Annotated in this window: 12 protein-coding genes and 1 tRNA gene; 10 read left to right on the plus strand and 3 right to left on the minus strand. The window is 48.7% G+C overall.

The window, feature by feature from the left end; translation table 11 throughout:
• Positions 1-302: 302 nt before the first annotated feature.
• The 4 genes from ACKFKF_RS12740 to ACKFKF_RS12755 all read left to right on the plus strand — a co-directional run bounded on the left by ACKFKF_RS12740 (position 303) and on the right by ACKFKF_RS12755 (position 7608).
• A complete protein-coding gene (locus ACKFKF_RS12740; protein WP_446868046.1) occupies positions 303-2561 on the plus strand; it encodes a RelA/SpoT family protein in 2259 nt (752 codons plus the stop codon).
• Positions 2562-2618: 57 nt separating this feature from the next.
• The gene (locus ACKFKF_RS12745; protein ID WP_446868047.1) at positions 2619-4250 is read left to right on the plus strand and encodes a dipeptide ABC transporter ATP-binding protein; all 1632 of its coding nucleotides are present in this window, start codon (positions 2619-2621) and stop codon (positions 4248-4250) included.
• Positions 4251-4806: 556 nt separating this feature from the next.
• Entirely contained in the window at positions 4807-5589 is a 783-nt protein-coding gene (locus ACKFKF_RS12750) for a glycoside hydrolase family 24 protein (protein WP_446868048.1), read from the plus strand.
• Positions 5590-6348: 759 nt separating this feature from the next.
• Positions 6349-7608 carry a Na/Pi cotransporter family protein gene (locus ACKFKF_RS12755; protein ID WP_446868049.1) on the plus strand — a complete coding sequence of 420 codons (1260 nt, stop codon included), beginning with the start codon at positions 6349-6351 and terminating at the stop codon, positions 7606-7608.
• A 3-nt stretch (positions 7609-7611) separates the two neighbouring features.
• Here ACKFKF_RS12755 and ACKFKF_RS12760 read toward each other — a convergent pair whose 3' ends face one another.
• The gene (locus tag ACKFKF_RS12760; RefSeq protein ID WP_446868050.1) at positions 7612-8058 is read right to left on the minus strand and encodes a hypothetical protein; all 447 of its coding nucleotides are present in this window, start codon (positions 8056-8058) and stop codon (positions 7612-7614) included.
• Positions 8059-8535: 477 nt separating this feature from the next.
• On the opposite strand from ACKFKF_RS12760, the gene ACKFKF_RS12765 reads away from it, so the two are divergent.
• Both ACKFKF_RS12765 and ACKFKF_RS12770 read left to right on the plus strand, forming a co-directional pair.
• Entirely contained in the window at positions 8536-9285 is a 750-nt protein-coding gene (locus ACKFKF_RS12765; RefSeq protein ID WP_446858256.1) for an HAD family hydrolase, read from the plus strand.
• 5 nt (positions 9286-9290) lie between these two features.
• Positions 9291-9653, plus strand: a complete 363-nt coding sequence (locus tag ACKFKF_RS12770; RefSeq protein WP_446858257.1) for an MGMT family protein — start codon at positions 9291-9293, stop codon at positions 9651-9653.
• Between the two features lie 43 nt (positions 9654-9696).
• On the opposite strand, the gene ACKFKF_RS12775 is transcribed toward ACKFKF_RS12770, so the two are convergent.
• Positions 9697-10131 carry a hypothetical protein gene (locus ACKFKF_RS12775; protein WP_446858258.1) on the minus strand — a complete coding sequence of 145 codons (435 nt, stop codon included), beginning with the start codon at positions 10129-10131 and terminating at the stop codon, positions 9697-9699.
• Between the two features lie 269 nt (positions 10132-10400).
• On the opposite strand from ACKFKF_RS12775, the gene ACKFKF_RS12780 reads away from it, so the two are divergent.
• From ACKFKF_RS12780 to ACKFKF_RS12790, 3 genes are all read left to right on the plus strand, one after another.
• Positions 10401-10472 (plus strand) — tRNA-Gln (locus ACKFKF_RS12780).
• 140 nt (positions 10473-10612) lie between these two features.
• Positions 10613-11383: an HAD family hydrolase gene (locus ACKFKF_RS12785; protein ID WP_446868051.1), complete on the plus strand. Its 771-nt coding sequence runs from the start codon at positions 10613-10615 to the stop codon at positions 11381-11383.
• Positions 11384-11547: 164 nt separating this feature from the next.
• Positions 11548-12855 (plus strand): DNA double-strand break repair nuclease NurA, encoded by a 1308-nt coding sequence (locus ACKFKF_RS12790; protein WP_446868052.1) that lies wholly within the window; start codon positions 11548-11550, stop codon positions 12853-12855.
• A 36-nt stretch (positions 12856-12891) separates the two neighbouring features.
• Here ACKFKF_RS12790 and xseB read toward each other — a convergent pair whose 3' ends face one another.
• Entirely contained in the window at positions 12892-13149 is a 258-nt protein-coding gene (xseB, locus tag ACKFKF_RS12795) for an exodeoxyribonuclease VII small subunit (RefSeq protein WP_446868053.1), read from the minus strand.
• A 295-nt stretch (positions 13150-13444) separates the two neighbouring features.
• On the opposite strand from xseB, the gene uvrB reads away from it, so the two are divergent.
• A complete protein-coding gene (gene uvrB / locus ACKFKF_RS12800; RefSeq protein ID WP_446858263.1) occupies positions 13445-15448 on the plus strand; it encodes an excinuclease ABC subunit UvrB in 2004 nt (667 codons plus the stop codon).
• Positions 15449-15556 lie beyond the last annotated feature (108 nt).

The following is a 15556-nucleotide window of genomic DNA, read 5'->3' on the forward strand; positions in this document are numbered from 1 at the left end:
TCCTGTAAGGAAACTTATTCCAATTGATAGAATGAGCATAAAACAAGTCTGACCCTAAGACAGTCAAAAAATTCACCCTTTAATTGATATAACTCGGCAAATCTTCTAGCGTCTGACCAAGAATCGCTGTTTTGCAGTCTCTCATTTGCTCAGTTAGTTTCGTGAATGAACCTGGCACGCTTTTAGATCTGCTAGAACTCTTCACTTTCAAAGCGACTAAATGTATATTCGTATACATTCTTGCAGTAGAATCATTCGTTATTTAGTTAAGTCTCCGATCCCAACTCTCCGAGCCTGACAGCATGAACGTAGCGGCTTCTATCATTCCTACCACTGACTTCACGCCTCCAGACTGGTTGCGCGAGTGTTTCATTCAGCAACCCCCACTCTCTGCGGGCGAGATTCCTAAAGACAACGATCTGATTTGTCGAGCCTTTGACTTTGCCTATCAGCTTCACGAAGGGCAGTATCGAGCCTCTGGCGAACCTTACATTGCCCATCCCGTAGCGGTTGCGGGGTTGTTGCGCGATTTGGGCGGCAGTAGCGTCATGATTGCGGCTGGCTTTTTGCATGATGTGGTCGAAGATACGGAGGTCACGCCCGAAGAGATCGAGCAGCGATTTGGGGCAGAGGTGCGGCTGCTAGTGGACGGAGTAACCAAGCTTTCTAAGTTCAATTTCTCCAGCAAAACAGAACGTCAAGCCGAAAACTTTCGCCGCATGTTTCTGGCAATGGCGCAGGATATTCGCGTGATCGTCGTCAAACTAGCCGATCGCCTGCACAATATGCGGACACTCGAACATCTACCCGATGAAAAACGCCGCCGGATTGCTTTGGAAACGCGAGAAATCTTTGCGCCCCTCGCCAATCGTCTAGGCATCGGCAATCTCAAATGGGAACTCGAAGATCTGGCGTTCAAATATCTCGAAAATGACGCTTATCGCGAAGTTCAGCAATTGGTGGCGGAGAAGCGCATCGATCGAGAAACCCGCCTCAGCGATGTGGCCAACAAATTCAAAGAGCGGTTAGATCAACTCGGCGTTCACTGTGTCGAAATTAGCGGCCGTCCCAAGCATCTGTATGGCATTTATCAAAAGATGCAGCGCCAGCAAAAAGGCTATGAAGAAATTTATGACGTGGCGGCAATTCGGGTGATTGTCGAAACCAATGATGAATGCTACCGCGCTCTGGCCGTCGTTCATGACAGCTTTCGTCCCATTCCCGGACGCTTTAAAGACTACATCGGACTGCCCAAACCCAACCGCTATCAATCGCTGCACACTGTTGTCATCGGCGACCAGGGACGACCGCTAGAAATTCAGATTCGTACTCTGGAAATGCACCACGTTGCCGAGTATGGGATTGCCGCCCACTGGAAATACAAGGAAGGCGGATCTAGCAGTGCCCTGACCACCACCGACGAAAAATTTACCTGGCTACGACAACTTCTCGACTGGCAAAACGACCTCAAAGACGCGCAAGAATACCTCGAAAGCATTAAAGACAATCTGTTTGATGGTGATGTATTTGTCTTTACGCCACGCGGAGAAGTCGTCTCTCTGAGTCCGCGATCGACCCCCGTAGATTTCGCCTATCGCATTCACACCGAAGTTGGCAACCACTGTGCAGGAGCTAAAGTCAATGGTCGCATGGTGCAGCTAGATACGACGTTGAGAAACGGTGACATCGTAGAAATTATTACCCAAAAGAATTCTCACCCCAGCCTCGATTGGCTCAACTTCACCGTCACCGCGGGAGCCAGAAATCGCATTCGTCAATGGTATAAGCGATCGCATCACGACGAAAATGTGGCCCGTGGGCGAGAGTTGTTAGAAAAAGAATTGGGCAAAAATGGCTTTGAAGCGCTGCTCAAGTCTGCCCCGATGCTCACCGCTGCCGAGCGATGTAACTACCACAGCGTCGAAGATTTGTTGGCTGCCGTCGGCTATGGCGAAATCACCGTCAATCTGGTTATCAATCGCATTCGAGAAGCCGTCAAAGCTCAACAGCCTTTAGCCAAACTTTCTGATAGTCTCGATTCTAAGATTCTGCTGCCGCTACCCTCCACTTTACGATCGCTGCCGCCTGCCCCCTCTAGCAAGTCACCGATCGCAGGTGTGGAGGGTTTGTTGTATCACGTCGCGGGCTGCTGCAATCCGGTGCCGGGAGAAGCGATTATTGGCGCAGTCACTCGCAGTAATCGGGGCATTTCCATTCATCGTCAGGGCTGCCCGAATGTGGATCAGGTCGATGGCGATCGTCTGGTGCCCGTCAGTTGGAATCAGACAACTCACAATGGCGGCCGACCGCAGGTTTATCCCGTTTGCATTCAGATTGAAGTCATCGATCGCGTTGGCGTTCTCAAGGATATTCTCTCGCGTCTAACGGACAACAATATCAACGTTCGCAATGCTCAAGTGAGGACGTTTCCCGATCAGACGGCTGTGATCGACTTGGGAATCGACATCTGTGATCATGCTCAACTCGAACATACCTTTGCTCAGATCAAGAAGATGACCGATGTCTTGAGTCTGCGTCGAGTCAATCAGGTCGAAGATTAAGGGGACGATCGGAATCACGATCAGGTCTGGTAAAGTAGCGGAAAACGGATTGCTGAGATGAGCGAACCCTTATTCTGCGTTGAAAATCTGCGTGTGGCCTACCGCGAAGGGCAAAAGAATGTCGTGGATGATGTGTCCTTTGTCTTGCAGCCGGGCGATCGTCTGGGACTGGTCGGAGAATCAGGCTGCGGTAAATCCACATTGGGACGGGCCGCGATGCGGTTGCTCTCTTCGGATGCCAGAGTTGAGGGACGAGTCAGCTTTCAAGGAGATTCGGTTTTAGACCTGTCGCCTGCTCAGTTGCGTCGCTTTCGAGGAGAAGCCGTTGCGCTGATTTTTCAAGATCCAATGACGCGCCTTGATCCGTTGATGTCGATCGGCGATCACTGTCTAGAAACCCTCAAAGCACACGAGCCAACCCTTTCGACAAGACAGGCTAAGGAACGAGCGATCGCCACCCTTAGCGCCGTTAACATTCCTGAAAGCCGCTGGTCACAGTTTCCCCATGAGTTTAGTGGAGGAATGCGGCAAAGAGTCGCGATCGCCCTCGCTCTGTTATTAAATCCCAAACTCATCGTGGCGGATGAACCGACGACCAGTCTGGATGTCACCATTTCGGCTCAAATTCTCCAAGAACTGACTCGACTGTGCAGTGAGCGGAATATGGCACTGCTGCTGATTTCCCACGATCTGGCCCTGGTTGCCGAATATTGCGATCGCATCGCGGTCATGTACGATGGCAAAGTTGTCGAAACGGGCACGACACAATCCGTCTTTCAAGCACCTCAGCACGACTACACGCGATCGCTGCTCAACGCCGCCCTCCACCTTCAACAACAAGCCAAATCCGAGTCCTCACGCCTCACGCCTCACACCTCACCTATTCTGAAATTACAAAACCTCAAACAGCACTACGCGCTGGAACAGAATTTGCTCGATCGCTTGTTTTCTCAGACTGATCGAACGATCCGAGCCGTCGATGACATCACATTGGAACTCTACGCCGGGGAGACTTTGGGCTTGGTCGGAGAATCGGGCTGCGGAAAAAGTACGCTGTCACGAACGATTTTGCAACTGTTGCATCCAACCTCTGGGGGCGTGGAATTTTTGGGGCAGGACTTGACAAAGCTCGATCGCGCCCAGCTTCAACAACAGCGCCGTCAGATTCAGATGGTGTTTCAAGATCCGCACGCCTGTCTCAATCCTCGAATGACGGTTGGGCAAAGCGTGGCCGATCCGTTATTGATTCACCAATTAGCTACGCCAGAAAAGGCCAAACAAGAAGTCGAGTCGATGTTAGAGCGAGTGGGCTTGTCGCCAGCAGAGTTTTACGATCGCTATCCCAATCAGCTTTCGGGCGGACAACAACAGCGAGTCGCGATCGCGCGTGCCTTGATTACTCGTCCCAAACTTTTGATCTGCGATGAGCCAGTCAGCATGTTAGACGCGACGGTGCAAACTCAAGTGCTGCAACTGATGCAAACGTTGAAAACCGAATTTGATCTAACTTATCTGTTTATTACGCATGATCTTTGGGTGGCGAGGTTTTTTTGCGATCGTATCGCCGTGATGAATGCCGGAAAAATCGTCGAACTCGGTGACACACAGACGCTCTTCAAACATCCACAACACCCTTATACTCAAGCGCTTCTCGGTGCGGCTCCCTTGCTGAGTCGAATGACGGGCTAGGGAAGGGAGGAGGGAGGAGGGAGGAGGGAGGAGGGAGGAGGGAGGAGGGAGGAGGGATGAAAAAATTAGAACGATCGCTCTCCACAACCCAACCTTTCTATTTGAGATCGAAACGATCCGCTTCCACAACCCAACGTTTCTATTTGAGAACAGAACGATCCGCTTCCACAACCCAACGTTTCTATTTGAGAACGGAACGATCCACTTCTACAGTCCAACCTTTCTATTTCAGAACAGAACGATCCACTTCTAGAGTCCAACCTTTCTATTTCAGAACGGAACGATCCACTTCTAAAGTCCAACACTTCTATCTCAGAACGGAACGATCCACTTCTAAAGTCCAACACTTCTATCTCAGAACGGAACGATCGTGTTCTAAACAGCGTTAACTCAATGAATTTGCTGAACTTTGGATGAGAACCTCTGGCTGAAAGTCTCCCAAAGTTGGAGGGTTGGGGGCAGAAGCACCAAACAGCGAAGCAAAGAACGCTATCGAACTGAACATTGGACTAAAAGTGTCAACTTGGTGAACCGACCGTTAGAGAAGTGGTGACTGATGAGTTTAAGGTTAGAATGCTTCGGAGTAATTGGCTCTAGCACCGTTTTAGATACCTCATCGCAACCTATGGCAAATCCTGAGTCCAAACCAGATGGCTTAGAACAATTTGTTGGAAACCTGCTCGCTCGCAGTGTGATCTTGCTGGGCGTGATCTTTTTAGTAATGCACATGGCGGGAAAGCGTCCTTCTTCGTGGTTTGCAGATTCGGCCACTGGTGCCAAAGCTCCTTTGGTGATGCGCGGCGGCGATCCTTATATTCGGGCTTTGATGCGAACGATTTCGGCGAGTGAGTCGAATGTGCGTAGCCCCTACACGGTGATTTATGGCGGAGACCATATCAGCAATTTGAGCCATCATCCCGATCGCTGTGTGACGATCGTCGCGGGCCCCAACACAGGAAACTGCTCGACGGCGGCGGGACGCTATCAATTCATCACCACCACCTGGATTGAGCAAGCCCAACGCTATCACCCTGCCCCACCGAGAATGTTTTTTTGGCAAAGTTATAGTTTTGAGCCTGAATATCAAGATCAAGTCGTTTATCAATGGCTAAGTGACTCGCAGGCGTGGGGTGTAGATTTGCGTCAGTTGCTCAAAAAAGGGAGAATCAACACCGTTTTACAACGGCTCTCTGGCACCTGGACAAGTCTCGGCTATGGAATCGAAGACAATGCCAATACAGCCGAACTGCCCAGCATCTACAAACAAATGCTTCGAGAAGAATTGGGGCAAGCCGCATCGCGACCCCTTGCGGGCAACTCGAAGAGATTGACCCCCTAAAAACTTGTCACTTATTGCCTGGCGGTTCAAATCGCAGCGACGAGAACAAAATCCGCCTTCGCAAATTACAAACCCCTGAATCCGTGAATTCGATGGGGACTTTGAGCCAAAAATCTTCTCTTAAAGTTCCCTAAAATTGGCAGCTTGGGAGGCAGAAACACGCAACGCCAAAGCGAAAAAATCAACTCTCTGATACCAAATCAATCTGTTAATGCTACAGATCCTTCGCCCCCTAAATCCCCCATTCTGGGGGACTTTGAAACCTAGAAAAGTCTTGACCTCTGGGGAACTTCTACATTCAAAGTCCCCCACTCGTGGGGGATTTAGGGGGCTGCAAGATCTGTAGCGTTCAAAGATCAATTTGGTATAAGAAATCATCCAAACTGACATCACTTTGAGCACTTTGTTGGGGATCAAATTACAATGATTAAGCTCAAGTTTAGAAGTCATTAACTTAGATTAAATAGAAGATTAAATAGAAAATAAGCTTTGGTTTCTAAACCAAATTAAATAGAAAACTACTTCTTTTAGAAGAGACTTAAAATCAAATTAATCTAATACTCTAATCCTATTGAACTGTTGTGCTTTTGTGAGTTCAATTGACATTTGTTTAATTCATAATCAGCACTTCCAAACAAGCTGTAGGGCTGAAGTTGTAAGACTTGGTATCTTGCTCATATTCTGACGGACTGTAAATCGATCGCACCCTTTTCACAACTGCAATAGAAGCTTTAACACAAGAAATTGTGAGGAATCATCATGTTTTTTCTCAAGCGATTGAATAGGAAAGTACTCAATTATTTAGCGATCGCGCTACTAACTCTAACGCTACTGATCGCGCCGCCATCCTTAAATTCTCAGACTTCATCTCCAAGCCTCACGTCGATCGCCGCTGCCCAATCCGCTCCCGAAAGCCAGCAAAAAGACGAACAAAAAGGGGAATCCAGCGGATCTAACAAGCCTGACCTTCCGCTCGACCAAAAAGAAACTAAAGGAATCGATTTCTTTAAGATGGCAATGGGAGCGATCGCAGGGTTAGTCCTATTTATCTATGGCGTAACTCGACTTGCCGAAGGGTTAGAAGATGTCGGCGAAGAACGGATGAAAAATCTGCTTAGTAAGTTTACAACCAACCGATTTGCAGGCGTAGCTACAGGCATTGTCGCCACCACTTTTTTGGAGTCTTCATCTGTCACCATCATTCTAGTGATCGCGATGGTGAGTGCTAATATTCTCACCTTTGTTCAATCGCTGGGTGTTGTCTTAGGATCGAATATCGGGACAGCCGTTGGCGCACAGATTATTTCTCTCAACATTGGGCTATATATTCCCATTTTGATGTTTTCTGGAATGCTGGTTTTCTTTTTGGGCAAAACCTCTCATCAAAAATCTCTTGGCATTGTGCTGCTGGGATTTGGCTTAATGTTTTATGGACTGGAAGCGATCGATGCCGCAATGGAACCCTTCCGAGACCATGAACCCTTTCTTGACTGGATGGAGCGCCTGGGCCGCAATCCCTTTTTGGGCGCGTTGGTGGGAGCCATCTTTACGATCATCATTCAGTCGTCTTCTGCAACGGTTGCGATCGTGGTCACATTGGCAGGCTCAGGGCTGATTGATCTTCCGGCTGGCATTGCAATCATGCTAGGTGCAGAAGTGGGAACCTGTGCAGATACGCTGTTGGCGGCGATCGGACGAGGCAGCCCAGCCCTACGGACGGGAGTCTTTCACTTACTGTTTAATTTGGCTAGCGCCTTGGTAGGAATCTTATTAGCGCCCCAGCTTGCTCAATTGACACAGGCAGTTTCGGGTAGCGATGTGGGCCGACAAATTGCCAACGCTCAAATGATGTTTAATATCGTCGGCGTGATTGCAGTCATTGGCTTTTTGCCCATCATCGCCCGCACCCTGGAAAAATTCATTCCAGAAACAGAAACCGATCGCCAGCGTCAAGCGCGTCAAGCCGAAAAACATCAAGCCAACTCAAAAAGACGACAAGCGGAACCCGTTGCTAATTGAATTTCACAAACTGGTAAAGTCGATCGAAATGGGCTGACTATCAAATCTGAGATTTCCTTTAAGGCCGCGCAGCTTGCCATTGATAACGTTTAGCGTCAGTTCACCGCTCATATCTGCGTCCCGATTGGCCGTAAATCCGCCACTTTGAATGGTCAAAATCGTCCGCCTATTCGATCGACTCAACACGCCTTCAAGCTGCATCACTCGACCGTTGCTTAAGTTAATCTGCACCGTTCTAGAATTGCCATTGGTGTAGCGGTAGAGAATATTTTGAATTGGAATCGACTGTTCCCGAAACTGAAAGCGGCCCTGACCCCGATAGCTTTGCTCAACTGAAGGATTTAAGGCGCGAGAAGGAGCGATCGCCATTCCCGCAATCAAACAAGTCGAAACTGTTAAAACCGCCACAATACCACGAATAAAATCAGACTTGTAACCAGTTAAATTCATCACGCCTACGTCTTTTGAATGGGAAGGATATTCATTAAAGAATCGCGATCGAAAATAAGCATTCCGCAAGTTGGAAACATATTTTATTACTCTGATACCAAATTGATCTTTGAGTGCTACAGATCTGGGAGAGCAACCTAAATCCCTCACTTGTGGGGGACTTCAAGCCAAAGAAGTCTCGGATTCTCAAAGTCCCCCAGAATGGGGGATTTAGGGGGCGAAGGATCTGTAGCATTAACAAATTGATTGGGTATGATCAAAGCAAGCATACTAAAGCGCATCCTCTACAGAAGGATTTCGCAGCCGTTTGAAATGTACTCCAGTATGATGTTTCTCAACATCCAGATTCTCTACTTTCAAGAAGATGCTTGTCGTAATCAAAAAATAGCAACAAGTTGCAAAAACTGATATCAAACCAGATCAGCAATCTAACAAAACCAGAACGTTCATCCCTCCTCCCTCCTCCCTCATTCCCCCATGCCCCTCACCCTCATTTTCGACATTGATGGCACTCTGGCTGACACCGAACGAGACGGCCACCGAGTCGCCTTCAACCGAGCCTTTCAAGAAGCAGGACTGAACTGGGATTGGTCGATCGACCTCTATGGCGATTTGCTAGAAGTTGCAGGAGGCAAAGAGAGAATTCTGTATTACATTCAGACCTATGAGCCGTCGTTTGAGCCACCCAATGGACTGGAAGACTTTATCGAAACGCTGCACGACGCAAAAAGTCGCCACTACAAAAGTCTCGTGAGAGAGGGGGTCATGCCCTTGCGTCCGGGAGTAAAACGGCTAATACAAGAAGCGCGTGAACAGGAAGTCAGACTAGCGATCGCAACCACAAGCAGTTTAGATAACGTTTTGGCTCTGCTAGAAACAACGCTCGGATCAGAAAGTCCCGCCTGGTTTGAGACGATCGCTGCTGGAGATGTCGTTCCTCACAAAAAGCCTGATCCTGCCGTGTATCTTCATGTCTTAGAAGTGATGAATTTGCAGCCTGAAACTTGTTTGGCGATCGAGGATTCTTATCAAGGATTACAGGCAGCCCTACAAGCAGGCTTAAAAACCGTAGTCACGCTAAACGATTACACACACCACCAAGACTTTTCGGGTGCAACTTTAGTGTTAAATCACCTGGGAGACCCCGACAAGCCGTTTGAAGTTTTAACAGGCAAAGCAGAGGGTTATCAGCAGTTTGATCTATCGTTAGCAAAGAGTCTCTTGTAGAAAAGGTGTCTAGCTACGATCGCATCTACACCATCGTCCGCCAAATCCCCTACGGACAGGTCGCCACCTACGGACAAGTCGCACAACTAGCCAACCTCGCTGGAAGGGCTAGACTCGTCGGCTACGCGCTATTTCGAGTGGATACGCAATCCGACATTCCCTGGCACCGAGTCATCAACGCAAAGGGCGAAATTTCTGAGTCTCCGTTTCGCAATGGGGGAGATTATCTCCAGCGATCGCTCCTCGAATCTGAAGGCGTGCAATTCAATCAATCCGGTAAAGTCAACTTCAACCACTGTCGATGGCAACCCGATTTTGAGGAGTCAAGCGAAGAAATTGATGAAACGACTTTGGACTTCAGACATTAGACTTTGGACTCTTAAACTTCAGTCTCTTGTCTCTCTCCCGTCCTCAATCTTTCTCATTAAAAACTTCTAAAATCTTGCAGCAAAATCCCTTCAAACGTTCTCGAATCTCTGGAGTCGGACTACTCATCCCTTCAAAACTCCAATCCTGCACCGTAGAAAATCGCCATTGCTTGCCCTGATGATCAAACCCAGCCACTTCGACTCCGATCGCTCGTCTAGCCTTCATTTCTAAATCAGAATAAAACCGAATCTGCACTAAAATGCTGCGACTTTGAAACAGCCGACTCCGCCCCGGAAAGTGAAACCCCAAATCGATCGAGTCTGGATCGACTAACTCCCGCGTGTCTGGATCATTCGCCCAAGGCTTCAAATCGACCCGTGCATCCGGAAACTCTAATTTAAACAAGTTGACTACGGTGGCAATTTTGCTGGCAGTCTCAAGGTCGATCGCTTGTTCGGCTGCATTCACACTCGTCATCCTCCATCCAGCTTCTCTCCATTATTGTCGCCGTGTTGACGTTTTTCTAGTTTTTCTATCTACGAAGGCAGACTTCGCTCTTGTAGGCGCGGTTTGAACCGCCAGCTAGAATTAAGAGTGATTTAATTCTCGATCCTTAGCCCCTGATCGTAAGCAAATTAGACTAATTTTGGCGTACTGATCGCTACACTCGCCCTTCTTTCTGTCTTCTCAGATTTCCCTTGACACATTTCGCCAGAATACTGTTATATTAGTTTGTGGTCACGTATTGGGGCGTCGCCAAGTGGTAAGGCATCGGGTTTTGGTCCCGACATCCCTAGGTTCGAATCCTAGCGCCCCAGTTTTAAAAATCTTAACTTTCAGAATTCAAGTTCAGGATTCAAAGAGCGATCGACTTCTAGAGAACGCTATCTTAATCAATTTGTCGGTCAAGCTTGAGTTCTGCATGTAGTCTGAGATTGCAGCAGTTTGCAAACAAAAGATGACAGCGAATCCGACCATTCTCGCTCTAGACTTTGACGGCGTAATTTGTGACGGACTGAGAGAATACTTTCAGACGGCCTGGAAAGCTTATGCTCAAATTTGGCAAGATGCCACACCAAGAGAAGATTTAGAGCCTCTGTTTTATCGCCTGCGTCCTGTTGTCGAAACCGGATGGGAAATGCCTGTGTTGATCAGAGCGTTGGTGTTGGGCATCGAAGAAAGCGAAATTTTGCAAAACTGGGCAGCGATCGCCCTACAAATCACCACTAGAGACCATGTAGAAGCAATGCAGATCAGCGCACTGGTAGACGAGATTCGCGATCGCCAGATTGCCTCAGATCTCGAAGGCTGGCTATCCGAACATCGCTTTTATCCAGGTGTTTTGCAACGGTTGGCAGACGTGCTAGAGAGTTCAATTCAAACCGTGATCATCAGCACCAAAGAAGGGCGATTTATCCAACAGTTGCTCCGTCAGCAAGGCATTCAACTAACAGACGATCAGGTTTACGGCAAAGAAGTCAAACGTCCAAAATCCCAAATTTTACGAGAACTGATCGAAAAAAATGGCCCCGTCCCAATCTGGTTTATCGAAGATCGATTGAAGACCCTGCAAGGCATCGAGCAACAGGCTAACTTGGAAAACGTGACGCTATTTTTAGCAGATTGGGGCTACAACACCGATCGCGATCGTCAGTCTATTGGAGCGAGCGATCGCATTCATCTTTTGTCACTTCAGCAATTTACTCAAGCCTTCTCAACCTGGCATTAGACCAGGCGATCAAGTGTACTGACTGCAAAAAGCGTCATAGAATTAACCCATCAGTCCATCAAAACAAAGTGAGAGATATCAACAACCTTTGAAACCGATGGGAACTATTCTTTCCTCCCTCCTCCCTCCTCTCTCCTCCCTCCTCCCTCCGCTGCCCAAGTACCATGCTTGACCTGACCAAACTCGCACAACAAATGCAGGGCATCAGCCAACACCTCACGTTAGAGGCTGTGGCCACTCGTCAGCGACTAGAACGCGCCCAAGCTTTGATCGAACAGGCCCGCCTGCGTCAAACCGAACTCGTCGAACATCAACAAACCTGGCGCGATCGCCTCATCTTCACCGCCGCCGAACCTGTGGAACCGTTGGACACGCGAGTTGAAGTGGATGTGGCTCCGATCGCTCACACGGTCATCGCCACCGATGGATCTCAAATCGCCCCCAGCCATCACGAAATCGCCTACTGCTATCTGATCAACGTTGGGCGCATCGTTTTGCACTATGGACAAAGCAAACTGCCCCTGCTAGACAGCCTTCCCGAAGTTTTTTATCAACCAGAAGATCTCTATGTTTCGCGGCAGTGGGGCATTCGCACCGAAGAATGGATGGGCTATCGACGCACCGCCTCCGAAGCAACCGTGTTAGCAGAATTAGTAACGGCGATCTCTTCGAGTTACCCGCAAGGGGTCGCTTCGAGTTACCCGCAGGTTGCGACCCAAACATCGGCCAATCCCAAAACCAGAACCTCACCCCTCACTCCTCACTCCTCACCCCTCACTCCTCACCCCTCACCCCTCACTCCAAAGCCTCCGACGTTAGCAATGGTGGATGGCTCACTGATCTACTGGTTTCTTGAACCGATGCCCACAGAGGCTAGAAATTTGATTCTCACACCAATTTTGCAAGCCTGGGATCAGATGCGAGAGGCCGGAGTCCCGATCGTCGGCTATATCAGTGCGTCTCGAAGTGGTGAAGCGTTAAACTTTCTCAGGTTACAGAGTTGTCCTTATCTTGCGCCCGATTGCCCAACTCACTGTGCTGATAAAACGGCTCGTCCGCCTTGTCAGGTGCTTGATCCGCTCAAAGACACTGCACTCTGGGGTAGACTGCTCGAACCTGGACAACGCAGCCCTCTGTGGCAAAGCTCCGCTCGCATTTTGGATCTGTATGGAGAACATGCAATTCATTTTTGCTATGTGCATGTCGGCAGCGAGATTGCCCGTGTCGAAGTCCCTGCCTGGGTTGCACAAGATCAAACGTTGCTCAATTCGGCTTTGAGTTTGACGTTGGCGCAGGTACAAAAGGGATATGGCTACCCCGTCGCATTGGCCGAAGCGCACAATCAGGCCGTGGTCAGAGGGGGCGATCGTTCTCGCTTTTTTGCACTGTTAGAACAACAAATGATCCGCGCTGGACTGCGAAATGTGGGCACCTCCTACAAAGAAACGCGCAAACGAGGCAGCATTGCTTAAAGGATTCAGCTTCCCATTCATTACGTCTTCGTTACGTCAAAATTCTTGCTCGTCGGTCAGCGTCTCGATCAACAAATCAACTTGTTTTTGGCGTTGGGCTAAAAAGGATTCACATTGACGCAGTGATTCAACCGCCGTTGAGAAGCGATCGAAGACATCCGCGAGATCCAATTCACCAGACTCGATTTGCGTGAGAATTGACTCGACTTCGGCAACGGTTGCTTCATAGTTCCAGTCAGCTTCGGCCCGATCACTTGGTTGAGAAGTGGCGTTAGACTTAGGAGAATTTTTCATCAGCGCCCGAAGCAAAATAAGGAACAATTGCTTTTTCTTTATAGTCCAAATTTACTAAAATTGCTGGTCAGATTTGCTGCAACCGCTTGAGAATTCTTAGAGTGTATTTAGAAATTCTGCCAAAACAAGGCTGAAACGATCGACCTACAATAGAGAGAGAAAACTCAGTTCGTCTGACTATGACAAAGGTGAATCTGAACCCAGGACGCAACTCAGAACCTTAAAGACGACGCTGATGCCAACGATCGGTTGTCAAGTTTGAGCCAAACACCGCAAATTCAGACTTTTTAACAACATGCCAGACTTTCACATTCAAGCCCCTTTTGAGCCAGCAGGCGACCAGCCTCAAGCGATCGCTCACCTCACCCAAAATCTGAATGAACGTCACCGCTACCAAACTCTAAAAGGCGCAACGGGAACCGGAAAAACCCATACGATCGCTCGTGTTGTTCAAAATGTGGGCAAACCGACGCTCGTCTTAGCGCACAACAAAACCCTGGCGGCACAGCTTTGTAATGAGTTGCGGCAGTTTTTTCCGGATAACGCGGTCGAATACTTTGTCAGCTATTACGACTACTATCAGCCCGAAGCGTACATCGCTGTCAGCGACACGTTTATCGAAAAAACAGCTTCGATTAACGATGAAATTGATATGCTGCGACATTCGGCCACGCGATCGCTATTTGAGCGCAAAGATGTGATTGTCGTCGCCTCGATTAGCTGCATTTATGGACTGGGGATTCCGTCGGAGTATTTGAATGCGTCGATTCCGCTCAGGGTGGGCGAAGAGATGAATCAGCGTCAGATTTTGCGAGATTTGGCCTCGGTTCAATATACGCGCAACGATCTCGATTTGGGTCGCGGCAAATTTCGCGTCAAGGGTGACGTGTTAGAAATTGGCCCCGCTTACGAAGATCGGATCATTCGAGTTGAATTCTTTGGCGATGAGATTGATGCAATTCGCTACATTGATCCCGTCACAGGGGCAACGCTGCAAAGTATGGAAGGCGTAAACATCTACCCCGCTCGTCACTTTGTCACCCCCGAAGATCGATTAGAGGCGGCCTGTGATGCGATCGAAGCAGAACTCAAAGAACGCTTAGAAGAACTCGAAAAAGATGGAAAATTACTCGAAGCGCAACGATTAGAGCAACGCACTCGATATGACTTAGAAGTTCTGCGAGAAGTTGGTTTTTGCAACGGCGTTGAAAACTATTCGAGACACTTAGCAGGACGAAAAGCAGGAGAGTCACCGGAATGCTTAATCGATTACTTTCCAAAAGACTGGCTGCTCGTGATCGACGAATCGCACGTAACGCTACCGCAAATCAGAGCGATGTACAACGGCGATCAGGCGCGCAAAAAAGTATTAATCGATCACGGATTCCGATTGCCCAGCGCTGCGGATAACCGTCCGCTTAAAAATGAAGAGTTTTGGGAAAAGGTCAATCAGTGCATCTTTGTGTCTGCCACCCCTGGCGACTGGGAACAGAATATTTCTGACGATCGTATTGTCGAGCAGGTGATCCGTCCCACAGGCGTACTTGATCCCGAAGTGTTTGTGCGTCCGACTCAGGGGCAAGTGGATGATCTGCTGGCTGAGATTCAAAATCGCGTCCCAAAAAATGAGCGGGTGTTAGTGACGACGCTAACCAAACGCATGGCAGAAGATTTGACTGAATACTTTCAAGAAAGAAGTGTCCGAGTTCGTTATTTGCACTCAGAAATCAACTCGATCGAACGCATCGAAATTCTTCAAGATCTACGAGACGGCGTGTTTGACGTGCTGATCGGCGTAAACCTGCTGCGGGAAGGATTAGATTTGCCAGAAGTTTCTCTAGTCGCCATTTTGGATGCAGACAAAGAAGGATTTTTGCGAGCGGCGCGATCGCTGATCCAAACGATCGGTCGAGCCGCACGACACATTCAAGGTCAGGCGATTCTCTACGCCGACAACATGACCGACAGTATGATTCAGGCGATCAGCGAAACCGAACGACGGCGCGAAATTCAGCAGGAATACAACGAAAAACACGGGGTTACGCCTCAGCCTATTACTCGTCGAGCCGCCAACTCGATTCTGTCATTTTTGGAGGTGTCTCGTCGCCTCAACGCCCAAGAACTCGATCAAGTCTACGAGCAAGCCGATGACATTCCCCTCGAAAATATTCCTAATCTGATTGTCCAACTCGAAGCGCAGATGAAAGAAGCAGCCAAGAGTCTAGAGTTTGAGGAAGCTGCAAAATATCGAGACAAAATCAAACATCTGCGAGACAAAATGCTGGGCAACCGAAATTAAATCAGGGGGCGGTGTAGGGTGACCGCGATCGCATTCAAAGATTTGGTGAGTGTTAATTTAACGTGAATTCGATAGAGTTTTTTCGCTTCGGTATTTAACGCTTCTGCC

It is taken from the genome of Phormidesmis sp. 146-12, assembly GCF_052939495.1.

What these genes read in the sequence shown, in the direction of transcription:
- ACKFKF_RS12765 (WP_446858256.1), top strand. Translation starts at nt 8,536, where the DNA reads ATGCCCCTCACCCTCATTTTCGACATTGATGGCACTCTGGCTGACACC.
- ACKFKF_RS12775 (WP_446858258.1), bottom strand. Translation starts at nt 10,131, where the DNA reads ATGACGAGTGTGAATGCAGCCGAACAAGCGATCGACCTTGAGACTGCC.
- ACKFKF_RS12790 (WP_446868052.1), top strand. Translation starts at nt 11,548, where the DNA reads ATGCTTGACCTGACCAAACTCGCACAACAAATGCAGGGCATCAGCCAA.
- ACKFKF_RS12745 (WP_446868047.1), top strand. Translation starts at nt 2,619, where the DNA reads ATGAGCGAACCCTTATTCTGCGTTGAAAATCTGCGTGTGGCCTACCGC.
- ACKFKF_RS12785 (WP_446868051.1), top strand. Translation starts at nt 10,613, where the DNA reads ATGACAGCGAATCCGACCATTCTCGCTCTAGACTTTGACGGCGTAATT.
- ACKFKF_RS12760 (WP_446868050.1), bottom strand. Translation starts at nt 8,058, where the DNA reads ATGAATTTAACTGGTTACAAGTCTGATTTTATTCGTGGTATTGTGGCG.
- ACKFKF_RS12740 (WP_446868046.1), top strand. Translation starts at nt 303, where the DNA reads ATGAACGTAGCGGCTTCTATCATTCCTACCACTGACTTCACGCCTCCA.
- uvrB (WP_446858263.1), top strand. Translation starts at nt 13,445, where the DNA reads ATGCCAGACTTTCACATTCAAGCCCCTTTTGAGCCAGCAGGCGACCAG.
- ACKFKF_RS12750 (WP_446868048.1), top strand. Translation starts at nt 4,807, where the DNA reads ATGAGTTTAAGGTTAGAATGCTTCGGAGTAATTGGCTCTAGCACCGTT.
- ACKFKF_RS12755 (WP_446868049.1), top strand. Translation starts at nt 6,349, where the DNA reads ATGTTTTTTCTCAAGCGATTGAATAGGAAAGTACTCAATTATTTAGCG.
- xseB (WP_446868053.1), bottom strand. Translation starts at nt 13,149, where the DNA reads ATGAAAAATTCTCCTAAGTCTAACGCCACTTCTCAACCAAGTGATCGG.